Here is a 26,463-nt window from a genome sequence, read left to right as displayed (position 1 = left end):
CCCTGACAACGCCACCGAACCACGAGAGCCCACCATGAGCAAGACTGCCCACTTTCTCGCCGAAACCGCTCAGGTCGACGAGGCCGCCATCCAGGCCCTGCCCGGCTCGCGCAAGGTCTACGTCGAAGGCTCACGCCCCGACATCCGCGTCCCCTTCCGCGAGATATCGCTGTCGCCGACCAAGACCTCCGGCGCCGACGAGCAGAATCCACCACTGCTGGTCTACGATACCTCCGGGCCCTACACCGACCCTGAGACCGCCAATGACCTGCGCCGCGGCCTTCCCGAGCTGCGCCGCGCCTGGATCGAGGAGCGCGGCGACACCGAGTTCCTCGACGGCCCCACCAGCGAGTACGGCCAGCGCCGCGCCAATGACCCGACGCTGGCCCCGCTGCGTTTCGACCTGACCCGCACCCCGCGCCGCGCCAAGGCCGGGAAGAACGTCACCCAGCTGCACTACGCCCGCCAGGGCATCGTCACCCCGGAGATGGAGTTCATCGCCATCCGGGAAAATCAACGCAGGCAGGCCCTCGGATCCGAGGAGGTGGAGCGCATCCTCGGTCACCAGCACCCCGGCCAGGGCTTCGGCGCCCAGCTGCCGGAAGAGATCACCCCGGAATTCGTGCGCCGGGAGGTGGCCGAGGGCCGGGCGATCATCCCCTGCAACATCAACCACCCGGAGTCCGAGCCGATGATCATCGGCCGCAACTTCCTGGTGAAGATCAACGGCAACCTCGGCAACTCGGCGGTGACCTCCTCCATCGAGGAGGAGGTCGACAAGATGACCTGGGGCATCCGCTGGGGGGCCGACACCATCATGGACCTCTCCACCGGGCAGAACATCCACGAGACCCGCGAGTGGATCATCCGCAACGCCCCGGTTCCCATCGGTACGGTGCCGATCTACCAGGCGCTGGAGAAGGTCAAGGGCGTGGCTGAGGACCTCACCTGGGAGGTGTTCCGCGACACCCTGATCGAGCAGGCCGAGCAGGGCGTGGACTACTTCACCATTCACGCCGGCGTGCTGCTGCGCTATGTGCCGCTGACCGCCAAGCGCGTCACCGGCATCGTCTCCCGCGGCGGCTCGATCATGGCCAAGTGGTGCCTCTACCACCACCAGGAAAGCTTCCTCTACACCCACTTCGAGGAGATCTGCGAGATCTGCAAGCAGTACGACGTGGCCTTCTCGCTGGGTGACGGCCTGCGCCCCGGCTCGGTAGCCGACGCCAACGACGAGGCGCAGATGGCCGAGCTCAAGACCCTGGGCGAGCTGACCCACAGCGCCTGGAAGCACGACGTCCAGGTGATGATCGAGGGCCCCGGCCACGTGCCCATGCACCTGGTCAAGGAGAACATGGACAAGCAGCTCGAGTACTGCGACGAGGCGCCGTTCTATACGCTCGGCCCGCTGGTCACCGACATCGCCCCCGGCTACGACCACATCACCTCGGGCATTGGTGCGGCGATGATCGGCTGGTACGGCTGCGCCATGCTGTGCTACGTCACGCCCAAGGAACACCTGGGGCTACCCAACAAGGACGACGTCAAGACCGGCATCATCACCTACAAGATCGCCGCCCACGCGGCGGATCTCGCCAAGGGCCACCCGGCCGCCCAGCGCCGCGACAATGCGCTGTCCAAGGCGCGCTTCGAGTTCCGCTGGGAGGATCAGTTCAATCTCGGCCTGGACCCGGACACCGCTCGCGAATACCACGACGAGACCCTGCCCAAGGACTCGGCCAAGGTGGCCCACTTCTGCTCCATGTGCGGGCCCAAGTTCTGCTCGATGAAGATCAGCCAGGAAGTGCGCGACTACGCCCGGGACAAGGGCCTCGACGGCGACCGGGAAGCGGTGATGAAGGGCATGGAGGAGCAGGCCGAGAAGTTCCGTCAGCAGGGTGCGGAGCTGTACAAGGAAGTGTGACGCCCGCCATTGCCGCGACTCAGCGACGCCGGTCGGCCGACCGGCGTTTTCGTCATCGCGCATCGGAAGGGGGCGACAGGGCCGCATCGTCGGTTGTAGCCTGAGGCTATTGGTGTGCGCATTCCGAGCGGACGAAAGGAGCAAGGCCGTGCCCCACCTGCATGTCGCCCTGGTGAGCGAGCGTCCCGAGATCACCCTGATCCCCCTTCTTCAGCTGCGCCCCCAACGGGTGCTGCTGGTCGCCACCCAGGAACGACGGCCGGTGGCGGAACGACTCGAGGTCCTGCTTGGCCATGAGCTGCCTGCCGGCACCGAGCAGCGCCTGATCGACGACCTGCCGTCGCATGACCCGCAGCTCATTCACGCCTTCGCCAACCGCTTGGCCAACGACCTCCGTCGCCTTCAGGCCACCACCCCGAACCTGACCATCAGCTATCACCTGGGCGATGCCCCGCGCCTCATGGCATTGCTCTTTCAACACGCGCTGCAGTGCTGCCAAGCCGACGGTATCGATGTCGACCTGACCGCCGGGGCCCTCTATCGGCTGGGTACGGGGCAAGATCCGCAGGCGTTCGAGACCCTGGCCATCGAGCCGCTGCTCGACTGCGACCTCTACCTGCTGGCCAACGGCTACAAGCGTACCCAGGCCTGCTCGGACCATGCCGCCTGGCGTGACGCTGCCCGGGCACGGCGCTCCGTGACCCGCTACCTGGCCCACCATGCCGACCGCCTGGGCGAGCTGCTCGCCGAACTGGCCGCGCTCGTGCGCGGCGATAGCGGCAAACCGGTCATCGTCGAGCATGCGACCCAAGGCCCGACACTCGACCCCGACGCCCAGCGTCAGCGGCTGAGCCTGCCGCCCGCCTTTCCGGAAACGGATGCCCTTAACCGGCTGACCGAAGCCGGACTGCTGGAGTGGTCGAGTCGGGCACCGCGACGCTTGCGGTTTCCCTCCTTGGCCAGCGCCCGCTATCTGGGTGGCCAGTGGCTGGCCGAGTACGTCTGGCTGTGCGCCCAGGATGCCGGCATGGAGGCGCACTGCGGCGCTCACCTGCTCGACCTCAGCGGCCGTCACAACGACGCCCCCACCGTGCTCGATGGCCTGGCCCTGCACCATAACCAGCTGCTGATGATCGCCTGCCCACCCTTCCCCGCCCGGCCTTCGGGCGGCCCGTGCAATGCCCTGCACGACCTCTACGCACTCACCGACCATACCGCCGGGCTGGCGGGCACGCGGCTGCTGGTCAGCGCCGGTCCCCTGGACACCGCTCGTCAGCGCGCCAACCGGCTCGGCGCCACGGTGATGGAAGGCAACGAGCTCAAGCGGCTGCCGATTCGCCTGGTGCAGTGGCTGGAAACCGGCTGCTGGCCCTAAGCCTCGTCCGAAAGCTGGCTGCGCTCGCCGAGTTTTCAGACAACGCCCCAGGCACTGAGCGTGATCGGCGAGCCGCGCTGAGAAGCGCGTTGCAGGGCGAACCCTGCAACGCCAAGAAGAGAGGCAGTCAGAAGCGGTAGCGCAGGCCGACGCTCGCCGCATCGAAGGTATAGTTGGACTTGTCGAGATAGCGCATGTAGTCGGCACCGACCGCCAGATTGGGAGCGACATCGAACTCGGCACCGGCGCCGTAGGAGAAGTCGCTCTTGCTGTCGGCGTCGAAATCGACCTCGGTGAAACCGGCTAGGCCGAAGAGACGAAACTCCGGTCCTACCGGGACGATGCCCTTGGCGTAGGCACCCACCAGATAGTCGAGTTCGGCGGGCCCGTCGGAGCCACCGGTTCCCAGGTGACCTTCCACGGCGAAGTAGTCGTTAAACTGCATGCCGCCGTTGACGCGCAGGCCGATGTCGTCTCGATCGGAGCCGCCGTCGGCGTCGAGCTCCCAGAACATGGCGTCACCGCCTATGTAGCCACGTGGCTGACCAGGCTGCTGAGCCTGCGCGGCGGAAACCATCAGACCTGTGAGAAGCACGCTGGAAACGGCTGAAACGAAAAAGGTTTTCATACTTCACCTCCAGTTAGGAAACAGTGTTTCCCCATGCCTTGAATAGTTTGGCTCAGTGTCCGCGGCTTGGCAAGCCGGTTCGGTGGACATTTGGACCAATGCCGTTCTCCGTGCCAGGCTTGATCGAGCGCAACCCATCGGCAGCACCCCGGCCGAGCGGTCATGGTAGACTAAGGTCTAAAATTTCGTTTCTGGGAGTCTCGATGAACGCCCCGGTACTGGTCATCAACTGCGGTTCCTCCTCGATCAAGTACGCCCTCATCCCCGCTTCCGCCGAATCCCCGCGCCAGTTCGGTCTCGCCGAACGCCTGGGCAGCGCGGAAGCCACCCTGAAAGGTTCGGACGGCCGCGGTGATACCTTCACCCGCTCGCTGTCCGGTGCCGATCACGCTACCGCCCTGGAGACGATCCTCCACTGCCTGGAGGGTCAGCATCCCGGAGCCGTGGGCCATCGCATCGTCCACGGTGGTGAACGCTTCACCCGCGCCGTGCTGATCGACGATGACGTGGTGGGGGCCATCGAGGCCACGGCAGCGCTCGCTCCGCTTCACAACCCGGCCAATCTCGAAGGCGTCAGAGCCACCCGAACCCTGTTCCCCGATCTGCCCCAGGTGGCCGTCTTCGATACCGCCTTCCACCAGAGTCTGCCGCCGCGCGCCTACCGCTACGCCCTGCCGGAGGCGCTCTACCGCGACCATGGCATTCGTCGCTACGGCTTCCACGGCACCAGCCACGCGCACGTCAGCAGGCGTGCCGACGCCCTGTCCGGCATCCAGGGCGGTTGGCTGACCGCACACCTGGGCAATGGCTGCTCGACCTGTGCGGTATGGCAGGGCGCGAGTCTGGATACCAGCATGGGCCTGACGCCACTCGAGGGGCTGGTGATGGGCACGCGCAGCGGCGACGTCGATCCAGGGCTGCACGCCCACCTGGCGCGTCAGCTGGGCTGGTCGCTGGATGACATCGACCGAGTGCTCAACCGCGACAGCGGCCTGCTCGGGCTATCGGGTCTCTCCAACGACATGCGCGAGCTGGAGCAAGCGGCCGCGGAGGGGCACGCCGGGGCTCGACTGGCCATCGAGGTCTTCTGCTATCGGGTGGCCAAGTCGCTGGCGGCGCTTTCCTGCGCCCTGCCGCGCCTCGACGGCATCGTCTTCACCGGCGGCATCGGCGAGAACGCGCCGGCCGTGCGCCGGCGCATCGTCGCCGCCCTGCCGCATTTCGGCATCGCCCTGGATGACGATGCCAATGAGGCCACGGTGCGCGGCCACGAAGCGCGCATCGACGCGGCGGGCCCCCAGCTATGGGTGATTCCCACCGACGAAGAGGGCCGCATCGCCCTGGAAACCCGCCAGTTGATCGAGGAAGCCTGCGCATGACACCCCGCGAAGCGACGCCGCACCCCCAGGTTCTGCTGATGGTGCCCACCAGCGTGGGCGTGGGCCTCACCTCGGCGAGCCTGGGCCTGATCCAGGCGCTCGACACCATCGGCCTCAAGGCCGGGTTTCTCAAGCCGTTTCGCCAGGATGAGCTCAACGGCTCGGGCGCTGATCGCTCCACCGCCCTGGTGACAAGCACCCTGGGACTACGTCCACCGCAGCCCATGGCCCAGGCCGACATGGAACGTCTGCTGCGCCACGACCGCCAGGACGTGCTGATGGAGCAGGTGATCGAGCTCTACGACCAGGCCATCGAGCGCCACGCAGGTAGCGCCCCGGACGTCCTCGTCGTCGAAGGGCTGGCACCCACTACCCATGGCACCTACGCCACGGCTCTCAACGCCCAGCTCGCCCATGCGCTCAACGCGCGGATCGTCCTGGTGGGTAGCGGCGACTGCGACGATCCCCAGGCGCTGGCCGAACAACTCGACATGCACGCCCAGAGCTTCGGCGGCCTGAGGTCGAGCCGCACCCTGGGCTGCATCCTGATGCGCATGCGCAACCTGCCCGGTGCCGAAACGACGGCAGCACTGGCCCCCGGCTCGCCCGGGCCGCTGCACGACGAGGCGCTGCTCGCCGCCCTGCGCCGCTACTCGCCGACCCTGGCCACCGATCGCTTCCACTTGATCGGTGTGGTTCCCTACAACGCCACCCTCACCGCACCACGGGTACTCGATGTGGCTCGCGCGCTGAATGCGCGCTTTCTCAGCGAAGGCGAAGCGGCTAGCCGTCGGGTACTCTCGACGAGCCTGTGCGCCCGCAGCGCCGCCAATGCGCTGCACGTCTTCCGCCCGGGCAGCCTGATCGTCGCCTCCGGCGACCGCGACGACATCGTGCTCGCCACGGCACTGGCCACCATGAACGGGGTGCCCATGGCCGGCGTGCTGCTCACCAACGGCTACATCCCCAACGACAACATGGTGGAGATGTGCCGTCCGGCGCTGAAGAGCGGCATGCCGGTGCTGGCCGTCGACACCGACAGCTTCACCACCGCCAAGAATCTCGGCGCCATGGGCAACGACATTCCCATGGACGACCTGGAGCGTGCCGAGCAGGTGACGCGCTTCGTGGCCGGGCACATCGACCTGGAGTGGCTCGAGGAGAACCTCAGCCGCGGCTATCCCGACCGCCTCTCCCCTTCCGCCTTTCGCCACCAGCTGGTCAAGCTGGCGCAAGCTGCCGACAAGCGCATCATCCTTCCCGAGGGCAGCGAACCGCGCACCGTGGAGGCCGCTTCCATCTGCCAGCGTCGCGGCATTGCCCGCTGCGTGCTGCTCGCCAAGCGCGACGAGGTCGAGGAGGTGGCCCGCAACCGTGGCATCGAACTGCCCGAGGACCTGGAGATCATCGATCCGGACGGCATCCGCGATCGCTACATCGTGCCCATGGTGGAGCGCCGGCGCGGCAAGGTGAACGAGCTCACCGCCGAGGCGCAGCTGCAGGACAATGTGGTGCTCGGTACCATGATGCTGGCACTGAACGAGGTGGATGGCCTGGTTTCCGGCGCCGTTCACACCACCGCCAACACCGTGCGCCCGGCCTTTCAGCTGATCAAGACCGCCCCTGGCTACCGCCAGGTGTCGTCGATCTTCTTCATGCTCCTGCCCGAGCAGGTGGTGGTCTACGGCGACTGCGCGGTCAACCCCGACCCGGACGCCGACACGCTGGCCGAGATCGCCCTGCAGAGCGCCCGCTCCGCCCAGGCCTTCGGCATCGAACCACGAGTGGCGATGATCAGCTATTCCACCGGCGAGTCGGGCAGCGGCGCCGACGTGGAGAAGGTACGCCAGGCCACGCAGCTAGCCCGCGCGCAGGCGCCACACCTGCTCATCGACGGTCCGCTGCAGTACGATGCCGCGGCCATCGAGAGCGTGGGCCGCCAGAAGGCGCCGGACTCGTCGGTGGCCGGCCGCGCCACTGTGTTCGTCTTTCCCGATCTGAATACTGGCAACACCACCTACAAGGCGGTGCAGAGAAGCGCCCGGGTGGTCAGCGTGGGGCCCATGCTGCAGGGTCTCAACAAGCCGGTGAACGATCTCTCGCGGGGTGCGCTGGTCGACGACATCGTCTACACCATCGCGCTGACCGCCATCCAGGCGGCGCAGGGCGACGGCGCCTAACTTCCTCTTCGTCGGCGGGCCCGGACGGGGGCCTCCTACCGAGTGCTCAGCCCTCGCCCTTGAGGCGCTCGTTGCGCCGGCGCAGCAGTTCCATGGTCACCAGCAGCAGCGTGGAGAGCAGAATGAGGATGGTGGCCATGGCGGCGATGGCCGGGCTGATGTTCTCGCGAATGCCGGAGAACATCTGGATCGGCAGGGTACGCTCGGTGGGGCTGGCGATGAACAGCGCCACCACCACCTCATCGAAGGAGGTGGCGAACGCGAACAGTCCGCCCGAGACCACCCCGGGCACGATCTGCGGCAGCACCACGGTGAAGAAGACACGCATGGGGCTCGCCCCCAGACTGGCCCCGGCGCGCATCTGGTTGAAGTCGAAGCCCTGCAGGGTGGCGTTGACGGTGATCACCACGAAAGGCACGCCCAGCACCGTATGGGCCAGCACCAACCCGCTGTAGGAGTTGAGCAGCCCCACCTGAGCGAAGAAGAAGTACATGCCCACGGCGACGATCACCAGCGGCACCACCATGGGCGAAATCAGCAGTGCCAGGATCACTCCCTTGCCGGGAAAGTCGGCGCGATTGAGCCCCACTGCCGCCAGCGTGCCGAAGGCCATGGCCAGCAGCGTCGCCAGCGGCGCCACGATCAGGCTGTTCTTCAGTGACTCGAGCCAGGGGCCGGCACTGAAGATCTCCTGGTACCAGCGCAGCGACAGCCCCGGCAGCGGGTAGGTCAGAAACGAGCCGCTGCTGAACGACAGCGGAATGATCACCAGTACCGGCGTAATCAGGAACAGCAGGACCAGGCCGCAGAAGCCGCGGAATACCCAGAACCAGATCCGCTCGATCGGCGATGCATAGGGTGGCAAGGCCATGGGTCAGCTCCCGATCATCTGCTTGCGGTTCACCAGACGGTGGTAAACCAGGTAGAGCAGCAGCGTCACCGCCAGCAAAATGCTGCCTAGTGCCGCCGCCATGCCCCAGTTGTTGGTAGTGTTGGTGTAGTAGGCCACGTAGTAGCTGACCATCTGGTCTGCCGGGCCGCCCACCAGCGCGGGAGTGATGTAATACCCCAGCGCCATGATGAACACCAGGATGGTGCCCGCCGCCACGCCAGAGACGGTCTGCGGCACGTAGACCTGCCAGAAGGCGGCGAACGGATGCGCGCCGAGCGATACCGCGGCACGCTGATAGCTCGGCGAAATGCCCTTCATCACGCTGTAGAGCGGCAGCACCATGAAAGGCAACAGGATGTGCACCATGGCGAAGAACACCCCGGTGCGGTTGAAGACCAGTTGCAATGGGGTATCGACCAGCCCCAACGTGATGAGCGTCTGGTTGGCCAGACCGTTGGACTGCAGCAGGATGATCCAGGCCGCAGTGCGCACCAACAGCGACGTCCAGAACGGCAGCAGCACGAAAATCATCAGCAGGTTGCTGGTCTTCGCCGGCAGCGTGGCCAGTAGGTAGGCGAGGGGAAAACCCAGTGCCAGACAGATCAGCATCACCCCACCGGCGATCACCATCGTGCGCTGGAAGACGGCTTGGTAGAGGCGATCCTGCTGGTCGACGCGCTGTATCTCGCCATTCGCCTCCCGCTCGAGATCGAGCGAGGCGAGCAGGTAACGATCGGTGCGCGGCGGCGCGGCAGCCTTGATGCCTTGCCAGGTTGCCGCTTCGCCCCAGGCCGGATCGATGTCGATGAGGGTTTCCCGCCAGTCGTCGCTTGCCGGTGGCAACGCCATCAGGGTGCGCATCAGCAGACCACGGTAGCCGGAATCCTCATAGTTGAGGCGGCGCCCCACGCTGCCCAGCCCCCCGCCGCTGCGCGAGTCGCGCAGCTCGTCGGCAAAGGCGGCAAAGGTCGCCTCGCTGGGCAGCCCCTGCCCATCCCATTGCTCGATCGACGCGGCAGTCCGCGGCATGACATGGCGCAGACTGCCGTTGTCGACGCTGTTCAACAGCATGTTGCCGATGGGCACCACGAAGACCACGACCAGGAACAGCGCCAGCGGCGCCACCAGGCCAATCGCCTTGAGCTTGCGCAGCCGTTCGGCACGTCGCAGCCGCGACTTGAGATTGCCCTTGGTCGGCGCAACGGCGCCGCCATCGAGAGTGGTGGTGGTCATGAGTTCCCCCGGCGGTAAGAGTCGAGTCGGGTAGACACGCAGTGGCCGGGTGGCGCCAGGTCGACGCCACCCGGCACTCGGTTACTGCGCCGCCCAGGCGTTGAAACGCTGCTCCAGCTCTTCGCCGTAGCTGACCCAAAAGGCCGTATCCATGGCCAGAGCGCCGTCGAGGTTGTCCACGTGGGTGGGCATGCGGCGTGCCTGCTCGTCGTCGAGCTCCTCGATGGCATCGGGGTGCACCGGACCGTAGGGGATCTCGCTGGAGTACACCGCCTGATTCTCGGGCTGGCTGGCGAACTCGATGAACCGGTAAGCCTCATCGACGTAGTCGCTGCCGGCGACGATGGCCCAGTAGTCGAGATCGTAAACGCTGCCGTCCCAGACGATATCCAGGGGGTTACCCTCTTCCTGGGCAGCGGCGATGCGACCGTTGTAGGAGGAGGTCATCACCACGTCACCGGCCACCAGCCACTGGGGCGGCTGCGCACCGGCCTCCCACCACTGAATGTGTTCCTTGATTTCGTCGAGCTTGGCAAAGGCGCGATCGACGCCCTCGTCGGTCGCCAGCAGTTCGTACACTTCATTGGCCGGCACACCGTCGGCCTGCAGCGCGAACTCGAGGGTGTACTTGGCACCGCGACGCAACCCACGCTTGCCGGGGAAGTCTTCGACGTTCCAGAAGTCTTCCCAGGAGGTCGGCGCGGTTTCGAGCTCATCGGCGTTGTAGGCCAGCACCGTGGACCACACGAAGGTGCCTACCCCGCACTGATTGTAGGCAGAGTCGATGAGCACGTCGCCCAGACCCAGGCGCTCCCAGTCGATGGGCTCGAACAATCCCTCGAAGCAACCCCGCACCAGTTCCGGCGATTCCATCTCGACCAGATCCCAGCTGACGTTGCCGGTCTCGACCATGGAGCGGATGCGCGACAGCTCACCATTGTAATCGCCCGGGGTGAGATCGATATCGGTACTCTCCTCGAAGGGACCGTAGTAGGCCTTCTCCATGGCATTACCGGAGGCACCGCCGAAGGAGATCACGGTCAGCGCCTGGGCCCCGGTCGACATGACCAGGCCGGCGGTGAACAAACCGCCCAGGGCCACGCCACGAGCCAGGCGCGTCATGGGCTGGGAAGGATGGTTCATGTCCTGCTTCATCTTAACTCTCCCGGTCGCAAGCGACCTTTCCATTGTTGTTGAGGGTCCAGCGATTGCCCTGCCCGAATGGGCAGGCAGGCCCCGGCCGGCAAGCCGGCTCAAGGCGCATCCAGGGCGCGCACGTCTTCGTCGCGCCAGCCGAGCTCGACGCTATCGCCCGGTTGCAAATGACTGTCGAACGTATCCACGGGCACCCGTGCCACGAAGTCGTCGTTGCCGGGCAGGGCGCAGCGCACGCGCAGGTGGTCGCCCAAGTAGATGAACTCGTGCACCCGCGCCGAGAGGCGGTTGGGCAGGTCCCGCGCCGCGCCGTTGAGCTTGACCCGTTCGGGGCGGATCGACAGATGGGTGGCATCGCCCACCGCCAGAGCCGGACCGAGTACGGCGCCGGTAGCCGCGCCTTCGCCGAAGGACGCGCGGCAGCGTTCGCCCTCCACCGACTCGATGCGCCCGGCCAGGGTGTTGTTCTCGCCGATGAACTGAGCGACGAAAGCGTTGGCGGGATATTCGTAGAGGTTGCTAGGGGTGTCGATCTGCTGGATCACACCGTCGTTGAACACGGCCACGCGATCCGACATGGTCAGCGCCTCGCTCTGATCGTGGGTCACGAAGACCACGGTCAAGCCCAGCTGTTCGTGGAGATGCTTGATCTCCAACTGCATCTGTTCGCGCAGCTGCTTGTCCAGCGCCCCCAGGGGTTCGTCCATCAGCACCAGCTGCGGCTCGAAGACCAGCGAGCGGGCCAGCGCCACGCGCTGCTGCTGGCCGCCGGAGAGCTGCGCGGGGCGACGCTTGGCGAAGTCGCGCAACTGTATCTTGTCCAGTATCTCCGACACCTTGCGATCGGCCTCGGCGGCGGGCAGACGGCGCGTCTTCAGCGGGTAGCGGATGTTCTCCTCCACCGTCATGTGGGGAAACAGCGCATAGTTCTGAAACACCATGCCGAAGTTGCGCTTGTGGGGCGGCACATTGTTGAGACGCTGATCGCGCAGGAAGATGTCACCACCGGTTGGATTCTCGAAACCCGCCAGCATCATCAGGCAGGTGGTCTTGCCGGAGCCGGAAGGGCCGAGAAGGGTGACGAATTCGCCCGGCTCGATCGCCAGGTTGAGATCCTTTACCACCAGGGTTTCGCCGTCGTAGGTCTTCTGCACCGCGGCAAAGTGGATCAGCGGCATCGAGGCATCGGAGCTGTGGTCATTGGCATTGTTCGGCATGAGTTCACCCGCGGCGTGGTAAGGGGGCGCGGTGACGTCAACAATTAAAGACGATCACGCAAAATTTCTACGTTCCACGCTAAGCAGCGACGGCATCGCCGTCAAGTATATTCCACATCCTCCTTTCGACGCATTTCAACGCTGACGCCACGTTACGGACGCTCGACCGACCCCAAGGTTGATCGGCGTCAAACGCAGCAGCCTGCTAGAGTGGGAACAGGTTTCGGACAATTAGCAGGAGACAGCCCATGACGGTGCCCGACCGCCCCGCCGCCCCGGCACGATCGCCCGAACGCTCCCAGCTATCGCTATTCGCGCGCAACTTCTTCAAACATCCGCGAATGCTGGGGTCGATCATTCCCAGCTCATCGTTTCTGGTGCGGCGGCTGCTCTCACGGGTGGACTGGGAGCGCGCCCGGGTCATCGTCGAGTACGGCCCCGGCGTGGGCACCATCACCCGCGAGATCCTCAGGCGCATGCACCCCGAAGCCACGCTAGTGGTGCTGGAGACCAACGCCGATTTCGTCGACTTCCTCGAACGGGCACTGCCCGACCCGCGTCTGCAGGTCGTCGCGGGCTCCGCCGAGACCGTGCAGGCCGAGCTGGAGCGCCTCGGCCTGCCCGCGGCCGACCACGTGCTGGCCGGCATTCCCTTCAGCACCATGCCGTCGGCGGTACGCGAACGCATCCTCACCGATACCCAGGCCGCCCTCGCCCCCCAAGGCAGCCTGTTGATCTACCAGTTCTCCTCACGGGTACGCAGCGATCTGCAGCGCGTCTTCAGCCAGGTCGAGAGCGATTTCGAACCCTGGAACATCCTGCCGGCCCGGCTCTACTACTGCCACCGCTGATCCCTGCCCATGTCGCTGCAGGCTCTCGCCGCCCTCGCCACTGGCCCGTGGCGGCGATTCGGCCTATCCTCTGCGATTCGACGCGACGAACGTCTAGCTATCGACACGGAGATTGACATGGCCGCCTTGCTTCCCAACGTGGACCCTGACGGACTGCTCGAATATTCGGTGGTCTACACCGACCGCTCGCTCAACCACATGTCCCAACGCTTCCAGGGCGTGATGCGCGATATCGCCACCACCCTCAAGCGGGTCTACGGTGCCCACAGCGCAGTGATCGTGCCCGGCAGCGGCACCTTCGGCATGGAGGCCGTGGCCCGCCAGTTCGCCACCGACAAGCGCTGCCTGGTGATCCGCAACGGCCAGTTCAGCTACCGCTGGAGCCAGATTCTCGACATGGGCGACATCCCCGCCGCTGTGACAGTGCTCAAGGCGCGTCGTCTGGATGGGGACGATCCGCAGTCGCCTTTCGCACCGGCGCCTATCGAGGAGGTCGAAGCCGCCATTCGCAACGAGCGCCCCGAGGTGGTGTTCGCCCCCCACGTCGAGACCTCGGCCGGCATTCTGCTGCCCGACGACTACCTGAAGCGCGTGGCCACCGCGGTGCACGACGTGGGTGGGCTGTTCGTGCTCGACGGCATCGCCTCCGGCACGCTGTGGGTCGACATGGCCGAGCTGGGTATCGACGTGCTGGTGAGCGCTCCGCAGAAGGGCTGGAGCGGCCAACCGTGCTGCGGCATGGTGATGCTCTCGGCGCATGCCCGCGAGGCCATCGAAGGTACCACCAGCTCGAGCTTCGCCTGCGACCTCAAGAAGTGGCTCAGCATCATGGAAACCTACGAAGCCGGCGGCCATGCCTACCACGCCACGATGCCCACCGATGCGCTGGCACGACTGCGCGACATCATGGCCGAAACGGCCGACTACGGCTTCGACGAGGTGCGCGACGAGCAGCTGGCACTCGGCGAGAGCATCCGCGCCCTGCTGGCCGACCACGGCTACCGGAGCGTGGCGGCGCCGGGATTCGAAGCCCCCGGCGTGGTGGTGTGCTATACCCGCGATGCCGGCATCGTCGGCAAGTTCGCCGCAGCGGGCGTGCAGGTCGCCGGCGGCGTGCCGCTGATGTGCGGCGAAGGCGACGACTACCAGGCCTTCCGCATTGGGCTGTTCGGCCTCGACAAGTTGCACCAGCGCGAACGCAGCGTGGCCAACTTCGCCGCAGCCCTCGAACGGATCGCCTGACGGCACGTCCCTGACGACACAACGGGGCGGCCCCGAGGCCGCCCCGCTGCGTTAAAGCGTATCCAACGGCGCGTTCAGTAACCGCCTACCCCTTTGGGCACCAGCCCCAGGTTGTTCTCGATCTTCTTGACGCCGGGCGTATTCTCTGCCGCCACCTGTACGGCCATCCTCTCCTCCTGACTTTCCACCAGGCCCCACAACTGCACGGCGCCATCCGCGACGATGACGTTGATGCGATCGACCCACACGCTGGTGTTCTTGTCGACCTCCTTGAGGATGGCATCGCGAATCTCACGGTCGTCGGCGGTAACCGGGGTATCGGCATCCGGGGCCGTGGCCGAGAAGCCGCGCAGCAGGTTGGCGCGGCTGACGATACCCACCAGTCGGCCATCGCGCACCACGGGCACGCGCTTGATGTGGTGCTTCTCGAGCAGACGCGCAACGCGGTTGAGCGGCGTATCCTCGGTGATGGTGATGAGATCGCGGGTCATGATTTCGCTGGCCTTGCGACCATGCGACTTGACGTAGTCGCCGGCATCGCCGGCCCCATGGAACAGCGACTTCAGCCACCACGACTTGCGCCGCTCGGTGCCGTTCTCGACACGCCGCATCAGATCCCCTTCGCTGACGATTCCCAGCACGGCCCGTTCCTCGTTGACTACGGGGACGGCACTGATGTGGTTCTCCAGGAGAAGCCGCGCTATCTCGCGGACATCGGTATCGGGTTCAACGGTGATGACATTGGGGGTCATGACATCGACAGCTTGCATGGGAGGTTCTCCAACGATGAGCAGGGATCAGGGGTTCGAGACGCACGGGTCGATGCTCTGACTCTAGACCGCCCGCCGCGAGCTCACAAATCGTTACGCCCTTTCACCCTAGCAAGCCGCTGCTCGTTACGTCTTGATGCAAGACAAATCAGGGTGCGAAGCGTCGTCTGAGATAGTCGCGAATCGCCGCAACGCCGAACAGCCAGTCGTCCTCGCCGCCAGCATTGACGATACGCAGGCAGGGCACCTCCACCCGGCCCGTCGCCGCCTGCAGCGCACGGCGATGCTCGGGGTCGATCTGCACGTCGCATACCGCGATGTCGAGCCCCAGTCGGGTGATTTCGCGGCGCACCTGGATGCTTTCCGGCGAATTGCGCGACTGATAGAAGGCCAGCGCACGGCACTCGCTGTCGACGCGCGCCTGAACGTCGGGGTCGCGGGTCACCTCCTGGGTCGTGCCCAACTTGCGGACTACCCACTCGACCGGCGCCAACAGGAGCTTGAGCGGAGACGTCATGGCTACCTCCCTTTCTGGCCTTTGCTTCGACAGTGGCACCCGACATTCGGCTCGGCCAAGGCCTAACCTGGGTCGGGCGAAGCACCGCGCGCACTAACGTCACCCTGCGGATCGGCAACGCCCGCTTCGCCGCGCTGGCGACCGGCGGCATCTCGGTCGCCCTGGGAGTCGCCCCATTCGGCGGTGCCGTCCAGCCGGCCACCGCCATGTCCCTCCATGGCCACGCTCAGACGGGGCACGCCCAGGTCGACGCCCTGTTCCTCCATGCGCTGCTTGAGCAGCAGGTTGAAGGCGCGCGCCACGTCCCACTGCATCTCCGGCGCGGTGCGAAAGCGCATGCGCAGGATCGGGCAACCGTCCTCGAAGGCATGAATGCCCTGCATTTCCAGCGGCGACCAGATGTAGTGGCGCATCATCGGATCCTGGCGCAGCGCCTGGGCGGTTTCCTGCATCAGGGTGATGGCATCGTCGATCTTCATCTCGTAGGGAATGCGGATCTTCATCAGCGCGATGCCGAACTGGCGCGACATGTTGTGGATCGACTCGATGCGGCTGAAGGTAATGATGTGCACGACGGCATCCAGATCGCGCAACCGCACGGTACGCAGCGTCAACCCCTCCACCGTGCCGATGTGGCCATTGATCCGCACGAAATCGTCCACCGCCAGCGAATCCTCGATGAGGATGAAGATCCCGGTGATCAGATCCTGCACCAGGGTCTGGGCGCCGAAGCCCAGCGCCAGACCGATGACGCCGGCACCGGCGAGCAGCGGCGTGACGTTCACGCCCAGGTTCGCCAAGCCGACGATGGTGGCGATGATCACGATGGTGGCGAAGATGACGTTGCGAATCATCGGCGTGATGGTCTGGGCGCGAGCCTGGTTGACCCGCCGGCCGCGGGAGCGCGCCGATGAGATCAGCGCCCGCTGGATCGCCGTGTCGGCGAAGATCCACGCCAGCCACGCCAGCAGCACCGTGAAACCGATGGCCAGCAGTGCCTGGCCGATCCGCGCACTGGCCACCGCCTGCTGGCCTACGCCGAACAGCGAGCCGCCCCACACCTGCAGCGATAACTCGACGAAGGCTACCCAGGTCACCGCATGCGAGAGCGCATAACCGAAGCGTTCGAGGCGCTTGCGATAGTCGCTGAGCCGTCGACGTCGTATGCGCCGCTCACCATGGCGGCGGATCAGACCGCTCACCACCAGGGTAAGGACCAGCAGCGATGCAGAAATCACCGACCGCGCCAACGCCGTGCCCACGTCTCCCACGGTCACGAAGATGGCCAACAGCGAGCCGCCCACCAGCAGCAGTGCCGGCACGTGCCACAGCCCACCCAGCACGCGGATCACTTCAGCCTTGCTGCCACTGTCACGGCGCTGCCCGTAGGGCCGGTTGCGGATCAAGTGCTCGATGGGACGCTTGAACATCAGGATGAAGCGCATGGAAAGCAGAGCCGCCAGCATGTTGGCCAGCACCGAGCCGAGTCCGGCCAGCTCGGTACCGATCACCGTGGACAGTCGCGCCGAGTTGAGCGCGTCGCCCAGCGCGATGAAAGCGCCGATCACGAACAGGCGACGCAGACCGTGCAGTTGCACGATCCGCACTGCCGTGAAGCGATGGCCACGGGTGAACACCGAGACCACGCACTCCACCACCACCGACAAAGCCCGGCCGCACAGCGACACGTAGGCCACCACCAGCGCCAGCGAGCGACCGGCGCTCTCCGGCAGCAGTTGCGCCAGCCCCAGCACCAGCAGAAACGCCAGTGCCCAGGGCAGCATACGACGCAGGAAGTGCACCGCCAGCAGCCAGCCGCGCGGCTCCCGGGGCAGGTCGAGCGGCCAGCGACGACGCCGTGCCAGCATGCGTCCCAGCGCGATGAGGATCACCAGCAGGCCAGCCCAGATGCCCAGCAGGATCAGGCTTTCGATGGCCAGGCGCATCAGCTCGGTGGGTCCGATACCCAGCACCAGATCGCGCAAGTCCTCCCACCCCTGTTGCAGCTGGCGGCGCCAGTCGTCTACCGGCGATTCGCCGGCTTCGGCCTGTTCCCCCAGATCGTTCAGCGTTTCGGCCAGAGCGCCCAGTAGCCCCTGCGGTGACGCAATGGACGTGCCCTCGGCCTGCTGCGCATGCACTTCGCGCAACTCGCGCAGATTGGCCAGCAGCTGATCGCGCCGCTCGCCATCTTCGAGGGTGGCAATCACCTCATCCAGCGAGCGCTGAAAAGCCTCGGGGTCGTAGTCCTCCTGTGACGAACCGGCCTGGCCCAGCGCCTGCAAGGGCAGCGACTGCGCCAGCAGCGGGCTGGCCAGACCCAGCGCCAGCCCTCCCAACAGCAACCACAGGAACAATCGGCTGGCGACCAGGCGCCGCCAGGCGAACATGGCATGCAAGCGATCCCCGGACATGGGCTCTACGTCCTTTCCTTACGTATGGCGACACAAGCGTTACGCTGGATTCGTCACTCCCGGCCCGATAGGCTGGCGGTGACCGTCAGTTGTGGAACAGGATGCCCGCATGTCACCGGAATCACCACCCGAAGCCCGTAACTTCGAGGGAAAGAATCGCAGCGTGGGGGTGGAGATCGAGTTCGCCGGGCTTCCTCCGTGGGAAACTGCCGAACTGGTTCGCGGCTGCTTTGGCGGCACGATCCACGAGATCAGTCCCCACCGACTGCGCGTCGAGGAGACTCGCTGGGGCGACTTTCTCGTCGAGCTCGACACCCAGTACGCACATCCCGACGAGAAAGTGCTCCACGACGCCCCCAAGCGGGACACCGAGTGGGAACGTCAGCGCCATCAGATGCGAGTGGACTTCCACAGCAAGACCCGCGAGCTGATCGGTGACGTGGTCACCGGCCTGGTGCCGACGGAAATCGTCTGCCCGCCGGTGCCCTGGGATGAGCTGGACGGCCTGGATGCCCTGTTCACCGCGTTGTTCGCCCGCGGCGCCAAGGGTACCGATGCCAGCTTGCTCTACGGCTTCGGTCTGCACCTCAACCCCGAAGTGGCCAGCCTCGACGTGGCGCACATCGTCGACCGGCTGCGTGCCTACCTGCTGCTGGCCGAGTGGCTGCGCGAGGAGATCGACATCGACATCACCCGCGAGGTGCTGCCCCACGCCAACCCCTTTCCCAAGGATTACGCCCTAAAGGTGCTCGATCCGGACTATGCTCCGAGCCTGGACGACTTCATCGCCGACTACGTCGAGTTCAACCCCACCCGCAACCGCGAGCTGGATCTCTATCCGCTGCTCGCCTACCTGCGCCCGGACTACCCCCACGAGCTGTTTTCCGACAAGCTGGTCAAGGCCCGCCCCACCTTCCATTACCGGCTACCCAACGCCCAGCTCTCCCAGCGCGGCTGGGGCGCGGTCACGGAGTGGAATCGCTGGGTGATCGTGGAGCGCCTGGCCGCCGACCAGGCAGCGTTGCGCGAGCGTGCCGCCCGCTACGTCAGCTATCACACCCAATCGCCGCTGGTACGCGCCTTCAAGTGGCTCAGTGACTGGCTGCGTCGCCGGATGGCCTCATGACGCGACCGCTGATCGGCATCACCACCTCGGATCACAAGAGCCGCATCGCGTGGTGGTTCGACTGGTTCGCCGTGTGGCGCCACGGCGGCCGTCCGCTACGCCTCTCCCCGGCACGCCCGCGCCCCACCTACCTCGACGGCCTGATCATCGGCGGCGGCGACGACATCCAGGCGCACCTCTATGGCGGCGAGGTGCAGCTCGACGTCCGCGTCGACCCCGAACGCGACGAGCTGGAACTGGAGCTGATGGAGGCGTTCATCCCCCGCGACACCCCGGTACTCGGCATCTGCCGCGGCGCCCAACTGCTCAATGTCCACCTCGGTGGCACCCTCGACCCCGACATCTACACCACCCATGAGGGGCTCAAGCGCCGACGCACCGTGTTGCCACGCAAGACGGTGGACATCGTCGCCGACAGCCAGTTGCACCATGTCCTCGAGGTCACCTGGTGCCGCATCAACAGCCTGCATCACCAGGCGGTACAACGAACCGGCCACGGCATCGAGATCGTCGCCCGCGACCGCGACGGCCTGGTGCAGGGCATCGAGTCGCGCGAGCACGACTTCCTGATCGGCGTGCAGTGGCACCCGGAGTGGCTGATCTTCAATCGCCCTCAGCAGCGCCTGATTCGCGCCCTGGTGGATGCCGCCCGTCGCGCCGGCTCGACGCAAAACGGCCCCTGAGCGGGGCCGTCATGGAAACGAATGCGCAACCTTCGAACGTCACGCCTCGAGCTTGGCATCCAGGGTGATCTCGGCATTGAACAGCTTGGAAACCGGGCAGCCTGCCTTGGCCTTGTTGGCGGCATCCTGAAAGGCCGCCTCGTCGGCGCCGGGAATGCTGGCTCGGGTTTCCAGATGCACTTTGGTGATACTGAAGCCCTCGGAATCCTGCTCCAGCGAAACCGTCGCCTGGGTACCGATGCGCTCTGGGGTCAGCCCCGCCTCGCCCAGCACCATCGACAGCGCCATGGAGTAACAGCTGGCATGGGCCGCACCGATCAGCTCCTCGGGGTTGGAACCGGCCTCGCCTTCGAAGCGCTTGGCGAAGGTGTAGGGGATGTCCTTGAGCACCCCGCTCTGGGTGGATACTTGACCCTTGCCATCCTTGAGGCCGCCTTGCCAGATCGCACTGCCTGTCTTGTTGATGCTCATGTCGACTCCTTGTGTTGTCAGGGATGAGGCATTGCCACTACACCATAGACCATGGAGATGACAGGCTCCGGTGACAAGGGTGCATTGCCGACACGCTCCTGCCCCACCACAATGGATGGACCCCATTGCCACTGCCGAAGGTCCGCCACTCATGTCGCCTGCCACCGCTCGTGTCACCCTTGCCGCCACTGCCTACGAACCGGCCGTCGAGCTTCCCGCCATCGGCCAGGGCACCTGGCACATGGGCGAAGGGCTCACGCCTCGCCGTGACGAAGTCCGTGCCCTGCAGCAGGGCCTCGACCTCGGGCTCACCCTGATCGATACCGCCGAGATGTACGCCGACGGCGGTGCCGAAGCAGTGGTGGGAGACGCCCTTGCCGGCCGACGCGACGAAGCCTTCCTGGTTTCCAAGGTCTATCCCTGGAATGCCGGGCGCGACTCGGCCATCGCTGCCTGCGAGCGCAGCCTCGCGCGGCTGAAGACCGACCGTCTCGACCTCTACCTGCTGCACTGGCCGGGCAGCGTGCCACTGGAGGAAACCCTCGAAGCCTTCGAGCGCCTCCGCGATGCGGGCAAGATCCGCCGCTTCGGCGTCTCCAATTTCGACGTCGACGAACTGGCGGCCTTGCATGCCCTACCCGGCGGCGAAGACTGCGCGGTCAACCAGGTGCTTTACCACCTCGGCTCGCGGGGCATCGAGCACTCGTTGCTGCCCTGGCAGCGCGAGCATGGCATGCCCGCCATGGCCTACTGCCCCCTGGCCCAGGCCGGCGGCCTGCGCGACGACCTGCTCGGCCACCCCGAGGTGATGGGGATCGCCGCACGGCTCGGGGTGACTCCCGCCCAGGTACTGCTCGCTTGGGCGATCCGCCCCATCGACGGCCGCCGAGACGTGATCGCCATTCCCAAGGCGGCTCGTCCCGAGCACGTGGAGCAGAATGCCGTCGCGCTGCACGTGAAACTCGACGATGACGCCTACGCCCGCCTCGACGCCGCCTTGCCGGCACCGAGGCACAAGGTGGCGCTGGATATCGTATAGAAGGTCATTGCCCCCGACGGGATGCCAGCCGGTCGGCCAGTCGTGTCGGCTCCGGCAGCTTGGTGCGGCCCAGGCAGCGGATCACCCAGTCGAGTGCTGAGGGCAACGAGATCCGGTGACCGGGAGAGACGAAGACCGGCTTCACCCGGGCACGCGAGCGCAGCACCGCGCCGATGACCTCGTCGCCGTCACGCAACGGCACCCAGTCACCGCGTTCCGGGCCCGGCTCGGTGTGGGTACCGCACAGCCGCGACTTGGCCACGCCGATGGTCGGCAAGTCGAGCCACAGCCCCAAATGGCTGGCGACGCCGAGGCGCCGCGGATGGGCGATGCCCTGGCCATCGACCATGACGAGCTGCGGCCGGGTGGCGAGCTTGGCAAAAGCCGAGAGCGCCGCCGGCACCTCGCGAAACGACAGCAGCCCCGGAACATAGGGCATGCGCGTCGGTTCGCGATGCACCGCCTGTTCGACGAGCCCCCATTCGCCGCCATCTCCTCGCGGCAAGCCCAGCACCACCACCGCCGCGCGGGTGATCGCGCCCGCCTCCTCGAAGCCGATGTCCACCCCGGCGACATGGCGCACCTCGGCGAGGCGGTCCTCCCGCTCCACGCGACCGGCCAGTCGTCGCTGCAGGGCGATGGCCTCGGCCGGGGTCAGGTTCCAGTCGTGCAAGGGGCTGGTCGTCATGAAGGCTCCCTGAATCGTCGGCGTTCCTCGGGTTAGACTACGGCTTTTGCCGAGTGATGGAACACCGGAGGGGCCATGCTCACACTGATCCACACCGCCGACTGGCACCTCGGTCAGAGCTTCCACGGCCAGGAGCGCCATGCCGAGCATCGCGTCTTCCTCGCCTGGCTGCTCGATACCCTGGAAGCGCGCCGCGCCGATGCTCTGCTGGTGGCCGGCGACCTCTTCGACGTGGTCAACCCCTCGCTGGCCGCCCAGGAGCTGCTGTACGACTTCATCGTCACTGCCCACGAACGCCTGCCCTCACTCGACATCGTGCTGATCGCCGGCAACCACGACAGCGGCAACCGCATCGAGCTGCCCGCCCCGCTGATGCGCCGCCTGCGTACCCACGCCCTGGGCCGAGTGAGCTGGCTCGACGACGGCACCCTGGACGCCGAACGCCTGCTGGTGCCGCTCACCGACGAGGCGGGCGAGACCCACGCCTGGTGCCTGGCGCTGCCCTTCCTGCGCCCCGCCGAGGTCACCGGCCGCACCGGCCAGCCCGGCGAGGCGCCGAACGACTACGTGGCCGGCATCACCCGCGTCCACCAGCAGCTGATCGCCGCGGCCCGCCAGCGCCGCCAGCCGGGCCAGGCGCTGGTGGCCATGAGCCATGCTCACCTGCACGGCGCCGCCGTCTCGGAGGCCAGCGAACGTCCCATCGTGATCGGCGGCGAAGAGTCGATCTCCGCCGCCCTCTTTCCCGCCGACATCGCCTACGTAGCGCTGGGCCACCTGCATCGCGCCCAACAGGTCGGCGAGTCGCGCATCCGCTACAGCGGCAGCCCCCTGCCGCTGGACTTCAGCGAGACGAACTACCCCCATCAGGTGGTCGAGGTCCGGCTGGAAGGCGAAGGCATGGCCGATATCGATACGCTACCCGTGCCGCGCCCGGTGGCTATGCACCGCGTCGGCCCGGGCCCGCTCGACCTGATACTGGCCGAGCTCGAGGCTCTGGAGGACGACCCTGGGTTGGAAAGAGAACGTTGGCCCTGGCTGGAGGTACGCGTCGAGCTCGATGCGCCGATCCCCGACCTGCGGACCAGGGTCGAAGCCGCCCTCGAAGGCAAGGCCGTACGCCTGCTGCGGCTGGAACGCCGCCTGCCTACGGGGGGAGGCGATGCCACCCCGGCTCGGGTCGACCTCGAGGCCCTCGGCCCGCGCCGCCTCTTCGAGCGCACCTGGCAGGCCCGCTGGGGCGAGCCGCCGGATGAAACGGTGCTCGCCGACTTCGACCGACTGCTGCAGGACGTGCTGGACGACGACGAGGAGTTGCACGGATGAAGATCCTCGCCCTGCGCCTGGCCAACCTCGCCTCCCTGCCCGGCCCATTGGAGCTGGACTTCACCGCCCCACCGCTATGCAATGCAGGCCTGTTCGCCATTACCGGCCCCACCGGAGCCGGCAAGAGCACCCTGCTCGATGCCCTGTGTCTGGCGCTCTACGGCAGCACGCCGCGCCTGCGCCAGGCCCCGGGCCGTGAAGCGCCGCTGCCCGACGTGGCGGGCGAAACGGTGAATACCGCCGACCCGCGCACCCTACTGCGTCGCGGCACCGCCAGCGGCCACGCCGAGGTGGACTTCCTGGGCCGCGACGGTCGCCGCTACCGCGCCCGCTGGGCGGTACGCCGCGCCCGTCACAAGGTCGACGGCAGGCTCCAGGGCGCGGAGCAATCGCTCACCGACCTGGAAGACGAGCGCCTGCTCACCACCCAGAAGCGTGAATTCGACCGCCTGCTGCCGGAGCGCCTGGGACTCACCTTCGACCAGTTCACCCGCGCCGTGCTGCTCGCCCAGAGCGAGTTCGCCGCCTTCCTCCAGGCCGACGACAACGAGCGCAGCGACCTGCTCGAACGCCTGACCGGGACCGCCGAATACTCGGCGATCTCCATGGCCGCCTACCGCCGTGCCTCCCGAGCCAGGCAGCGGGTCGATACCCTGACGGCCAAGCTGGCCGACGACCTGCCCGCCGAGCCCGAGGCCCGCGCCGAACTGGAGCGGGCCGCCGAGGTCACCCAGCAAGCACTCACTCACTGGCAAGCGCAGGCCGACTCGCTCAAGGTCCGTCAACGTTGGCACGATGACGATACCCGCCTGCGCGATGCCTATCGCCAGAGCCTCAGCCAGCAGCAGACAGCGGAGCGACAATGGCAGGCGCTCGATCATCTGCGCCGCGACCGCGAATGGCGCCGTCTGATCGCCCCACAACGTCATGCCCTCTCCCGCCAGGCCGCGCTGCCGGAGGAACTCGCCACCCTGGAAGCGACGCACGCCCAAACGCAGCGCGATCTTAAGGCCGCCAGTGCCGACGAGAGCGCTGCCCGGCAGGCCCTCGAACAAACCGAACGCGCACGGGTCGAGGCCACCGCAGCACGCCGACGAGCGGAGCCCAGCCTGAGCGAGGCCCGTGAGCAGGCTCAGCAGCTCGCCACTCAGGAGAAGCGGCTCACCGACCTGGAAGTGCGCCATGCCGAGGCGAAGCGTCAGGCCGAGACTCTCGCCGAAGAGCGCCGCCAGGCCGACGAAGCTCAGCAAGCCCGCCAACGCCAGCGGGAGGACTGCCAGGCGAAACTCGCGCGACTGGTGGGCACTCACTCACGGCTCGACGCTGCCCGCCAGGCCGCCCAGCAGTCCTACGACCGTGCCGCCCAGCGCCGGTTAGCACTGGATGAGCTGACCAGCCGCTGGCAGGAGCGGCGCCGCGCCGAGGCAGAGAAAGATCGGCTGGCCGAACGGCTCGAACGGGACCAGGCCCGCCTGGCCAAGCTGCTGACCGAAGGCCAGCTCGCCCGCCAGCGCCTGGACAGCGCCCAGGCCCACTTCGATAGCGTTCATGTCTTGATCGAACGTAGCCGTGCCGTGCGCAGCGAGAGTGTGGAAAGGCTGCGCGAGGACCTGCAGGAGGGCGAGCCCTGTCCGGTGTGCGGCGGCCTCGATCACCCCTGGCGCCATCGACCGCCGGCCACCCCCGAAGCAGCGCAGCTCGCTGCCCAGCAGGCCGAGGAGGCGCGCCAGCTCAATGAAGCGCGGGAGGTACGCGACCAAGCCCAGGAGGTACGAGACCAACTGGTGGGCGAGTACCGCGCGCTCGAGCCCACCATCGAACAATGCCAGCGCGATCTGGCCGAGGCCGAACGGCGTCTTAACGCGGCCAATCAAGCGCTGGAAGCGCACGCGCTGCACACCGAGCTGGACAGCATCGCCGAAACCGAGCGCGACGCCTGGCTGCGGGCCGAACGCGATGCCAGCGAGACCTCATGCCAGCAGCAGCGGCAAACGCTGGACGCACTGGCACGAGCCGAGGCCGAATTGGCCCCGCTGGAACAGGCACTGCAGGAAGGGCGCATCTCGCTGGCTCGGCTCGAAGCCCGCCACGAAGCGCTCTCCCAAGAGCTGACCGATCTCGGCGAGCACCTCCCGCCCCTACGGCAACAGCGCGATGCGCTCGCGGGTCGCCTGGCTGCCCTGCTCGGCGAGCACGCCACGCCGGATGCCTGGCAACGGCGCCTCGACGCCGGCCGGGAGCACGCCCGCCAGGTACGGGACGAAGCCCTGGCACGCCGTACCGCCGCCCAGCAAGCGCACCAACGCCTCGCCCAACAGACGCAACACGAGGCTGAACGTCTCGCCAGGCTACACGAGGAGCAGAATACCCTGGACCGCGAGCTCGCCGAATGGCGCCACGCCCACCCCGACCTCGACGATGCCACCCTAGCGCGGCTGCTCGCCCAGACCGACAGCGAGGCTCATCGCGACGAACGGCGACTCGATGAAGCCGAGCGGGCTCGCCAACACGCGGCCGCCACGCTTGCCGAACGGCGACGCGCACTGATTGCCCACCGGCGCGACCAGCAATGGGCCGAGGGCGAAGACGACGACGCGCTGCTCGCGGAAGCGAAGGACACGGTCATCCGCCGCCACCGGGAAGCCCTGGCCGAGGAACGGCAAGCGCTCGCCCCGCGGCTCGACGAGGCCCAACGGCAGCGCGACGACGCGGCTCATGCCCTGCGCGACGATGACCGCAAGCGCGCCCGCCATCGGGAAACTCAGGAAGCGCTGGCAGCGGCCCAGGCAGAATATCGACGCTGGGGCCAGATCAGCGAGCTGATCGGTTCAGCCGACGGCAAGGCCTTCCGCCGCATCGCCCAAGCCTACAACCTGGAACAGCTGCTCGAACACGCCAACCTCCATCTGGCCGGGCTGAGCCGCCGCTACCGCCTGGTGCGCGGCGGCAGCGAACTCGGCTTGCTGGTGGTGGATCACGACATGGGCGACGAACGCCGTTCGGTGCACTCCCTCTCCGGCGGCGAGACCTTCCTGGTCGCGCTGGCTCTGGCCCTGGGGCTGGCCTCCATGGCTTCCGGCGAGTTGACGATCGAGTCGCTATTCATCGACGAGGGTTTCGGCAGCCTCGACCCGCAATCGCTGGCGCTGGCCATGGAAGCCCTCGACGGCCTGCAGGCACTGGGCCGCCGCGTGGGGGTGATCTCCCACGTTCAGGAAATGCACGAACGCATCCCGGTGCAGATCCAGGTGGAACCGCTGGGCAGCGGCACGAGCCGGGCGAGGCTGGTCAACGCATGACCGTTCCGGAGGCACGCCGAACCCGATCGCGAGTTCCACATGGAGACCGGATCG

The 26,463-nt window shown here is 66.8% G+C and carries 21 protein-coding genes; 11 read left to right on the top strand and 10 right to left on the bottom strand.

All coding sequences use genetic code 11. The features are described 5' to 3' along the window. The first annotated feature begins 34 nt into the window (after window positions 1–34). Together thiC and GFD32_RS02750 are read left to right on the top strand one after the other, a co-directional pair. Window positions 35–1,924: a phosphomethylpyrimidine synthase ThiC gene (gene thiC, locus GFD32_RS02755; RefSeq protein ID WP_163575039.1), complete on the top strand. Its 1,890-nt coding sequence runs from the start codon at window positions 35–37 to the stop codon at window positions 1,922–1,924. 148 nt (window positions 1,925–2,072) lie between these two features. Then, on the top strand, window positions 2,073–3,299 hold the full coding sequence (locus GFD32_RS02750) for a Card1-like endonuclease domain-containing protein (RefSeq protein ID WP_163575038.1): 1,227 nt from the start codon (window positions 2,073–2,075) through the stop codon (window positions 3,297–3,299). Between the two features lie 127 nt (window positions 3,300–3,426). On the opposite strand, the gene GFD32_RS02745 is transcribed toward GFD32_RS02750, so the two are convergent. Continuing rightward, complete coding sequence (locus GFD32_RS02745) at window positions 3,427–3,927, bottom strand: porin family protein (RefSeq protein ID WP_163575037.1); 501 nt, start codon at window positions 3,925–3,927, stop codon at window positions 3,427–3,429. A gap of 203 nt (window positions 3,928–4,130) precedes the next feature. Here GFD32_RS02745 and GFD32_RS02740 point away from each other — a divergent pair, with 203 nt between their 5' ends. Continuing rightward, window positions 4,131–5,306, top strand: a complete 1,176-nt coding sequence (locus GFD32_RS02740; RefSeq protein WP_163575036.1) for an acetate/propionate family kinase — start codon at window positions 4,131–4,133, stop codon at window positions 5,304–5,306. Continuing rightward, on the top strand, window positions 5,303–7,486 hold the full coding sequence (gene pta / locus GFD32_RS02735) for a phosphate acetyltransferase (protein WP_163575035.1): 2,184 nt from the start codon (window positions 5,303–5,305) through the stop codon (window positions 7,484–7,486). The genes GFD32_RS02740 and pta overlap by 4 nt, the downstream gene beginning before the upstream one ends. A 46-nt stretch (window positions 7,487–7,532) precedes the next feature. Here the strand turns inward: pta and GFD32_RS02730 are convergent, their stop codons facing one another. The 4 genes from GFD32_RS02730 to GFD32_RS02715 all read right to left on the bottom strand — a co-directional run bounded on the left by GFD32_RS02730 (window position 7,533) and on the right by GFD32_RS02715 (window position 11,983). Beyond that, window positions 7,533–8,357 carry an ABC transporter permease gene (locus GFD32_RS02730; protein ID WP_163575034.1) on the bottom strand — a complete coding sequence of 275 codons (825 nt, stop codon included), beginning with the start codon at window positions 8,355–8,357 and terminating at the stop codon, window positions 7,533–7,535. A gap of 3 nt (window positions 8,358–8,360) precedes the next feature. Then, complete coding sequence (locus GFD32_RS02725; protein ID WP_163575033.1) at window positions 8,361–9,611, bottom strand: ABC transporter permease; 1,251 nt, start codon at window positions 9,609–9,611, stop codon at window positions 8,361–8,363. An 81-nt stretch (window positions 9,612–9,692) separates the two neighbouring features. Beyond that, a complete protein-coding gene (locus GFD32_RS02720; protein WP_240455526.1) occupies window positions 9,693–10,766 on the bottom strand; it encodes an ABC transporter substrate-binding protein in 1,074 nt (357 codons plus the stop codon). Window positions 10,767–10,864: 98 nt separating this feature from the next. After that, the gene (locus GFD32_RS02715) at window positions 10,865–11,983 is read right to left on the bottom strand and encodes an ABC transporter ATP-binding protein (protein ID WP_163575032.1); all 1,119 of its coding nucleotides are present in this window, start codon (window positions 11,981–11,983) and stop codon (window positions 10,865–10,867) included. A gap of 248 nt (window positions 11,984–12,231) precedes the next feature. Between GFD32_RS02715 and GFD32_RS02710 the strand changes: the two genes are divergently transcribed. Both GFD32_RS02710 and GFD32_RS02705 read left to right on the top strand, forming a co-directional pair. After that, window positions 12,232–12,834 carry a class I SAM-dependent methyltransferase gene (locus tag GFD32_RS02710; RefSeq protein WP_163575031.1) on the top strand — a complete coding sequence of 201 codons (603 nt, stop codon included), beginning with the start codon at window positions 12,232–12,234 and terminating at the stop codon, window positions 12,832–12,834. A 117-nt stretch (window positions 12,835–12,951) separates the two neighbouring features. Continuing rightward, complete coding sequence (locus GFD32_RS02705) at window positions 12,952–14,076, top strand: aminotransferase class V-fold PLP-dependent enzyme (protein WP_163575030.1); 1,125 nt, start codon at window positions 12,952–12,954, stop codon at window positions 14,074–14,076. A gap of 74 nt (window positions 14,077–14,150) precedes the next feature. On the opposite strand, the gene GFD32_RS02700 is transcribed toward GFD32_RS02705, so the two are convergent. The 3 genes from GFD32_RS02700 to GFD32_RS02690 form a co-directional block, all read right to left on the bottom strand. Next, window positions 14,151–14,846, bottom strand: coding sequence for a CBS domain-containing protein (locus GFD32_RS02700; RefSeq protein ID WP_163575029.1), 696 nt, complete (start codon window positions 14,844–14,846; stop codon window positions 14,151–14,153). 148 nt (window positions 14,847–14,994) lie between these two features. Continuing rightward, the gene (locus GFD32_RS02695) at window positions 14,995–15,363 is read right to left on the bottom strand and encodes a glutaredoxin family protein (protein WP_163575028.1); all 369 of its coding nucleotides are present in this window, start codon (window positions 15,361–15,363) and stop codon (window positions 14,995–14,997) included. A 62-nt stretch (window positions 15,364–15,425) separates the two neighbouring features. Further along, window positions 15,426–17,777, bottom strand: a complete 2,352-nt coding sequence (locus GFD32_RS02690) for a mechanosensitive ion channel family protein (protein ID WP_240455525.1) — start codon at window positions 17,775–17,777, stop codon at window positions 15,426–15,428. 109 nt (window positions 17,778–17,886) lie between these two features. Here GFD32_RS02690 and GFD32_RS02685 point away from each other — a divergent pair, with 109 nt between their 5' ends. Both GFD32_RS02685 and GFD32_RS02680 read left to right on the top strand, forming a co-directional pair. Further along, window positions 17,887–18,903 (top strand): amidoligase family protein, encoded by a 1,017-nt coding sequence (locus GFD32_RS02685; RefSeq protein ID WP_163575027.1) that lies wholly within the window; start codon window positions 17,887–17,889, stop codon window positions 18,901–18,903. After that, window positions 18,900–19,586: a gamma-glutamyl-gamma-aminobutyrate hydrolase family protein gene (locus GFD32_RS02680; protein WP_163575026.1), complete on the top strand. Its 687-nt coding sequence runs from the start codon at window positions 18,900–18,902 to the stop codon at window positions 19,584–19,586. Before GFD32_RS02685 ends, GFD32_RS02680 begins: the two co-directional genes overlap by 4 nt. 39 nt (window positions 19,587–19,625) lie before the next feature. Here GFD32_RS02680 and GFD32_RS02675 read toward each other — a convergent pair whose 3' ends face one another. Continuing rightward, complete coding sequence (locus tag GFD32_RS02675; RefSeq protein ID WP_163575025.1) at window positions 19,626–20,057, bottom strand: OsmC family protein; 432 nt, start codon at window positions 20,055–20,057, stop codon at window positions 19,626–19,628. A gap of 151 nt (window positions 20,058–20,208) precedes the next feature. Between GFD32_RS02675 and GFD32_RS02670 the strand changes: the two genes are divergently transcribed. Continuing rightward, window positions 20,209–21,096 carry an aldo/keto reductase gene (locus GFD32_RS02670; protein ID WP_163575024.1) on the top strand — a complete coding sequence of 296 codons (888 nt, stop codon included), beginning with the start codon at window positions 20,209–20,211 and terminating at the stop codon, window positions 21,094–21,096. A gap of 4 nt (window positions 21,097–21,100) precedes the next feature. On the opposite strand, the gene nfi is transcribed toward GFD32_RS02670, so the two are convergent. Beyond that, window positions 21,101–21,784, bottom strand: a complete 684-nt coding sequence (gene nfi, locus GFD32_RS02665; RefSeq protein WP_240455524.1) for a deoxyribonuclease V — start codon at window positions 21,782–21,784, stop codon at window positions 21,101–21,103. 75 nt (window positions 21,785–21,859) lie between these two features. Between nfi and GFD32_RS02660 the strand changes: the two genes are divergently transcribed. Both GFD32_RS02660 and GFD32_RS02655 read left to right on the top strand, forming a co-directional pair. Beyond that, entirely contained in the window at window positions 21,860–23,110 is a 1,251-nt protein-coding gene (locus GFD32_RS02660) for an exonuclease SbcCD subunit D C-terminal domain-containing protein (protein WP_163575022.1), read from the top strand. After that, a complete protein-coding gene (locus GFD32_RS02655) occupies window positions 23,107–26,409 on the top strand; it encodes an AAA family ATPase (protein ID WP_163575021.1) in 3,303 nt (1,100 codons plus the stop codon). Before GFD32_RS02660 ends, GFD32_RS02655 begins: the two co-directional genes overlap by 4 nt. Window positions 26,410–26,463 lie beyond the last annotated feature (54 nt).

The sequence above is a fragment of the Halomonas faecis genome (assembly GCF_010993975.1).
GTDB classification, from domain to species: domain Bacteria; phylum Pseudomonadota; class Gammaproteobacteria; order Pseudomonadales; family Halomonadaceae; genus Halomonas; species Halomonas faecis.
Note: the sequence above shows the minus strand (reverse complement) of the source record. Positions and strands in the feature narration are given on the sequence as shown.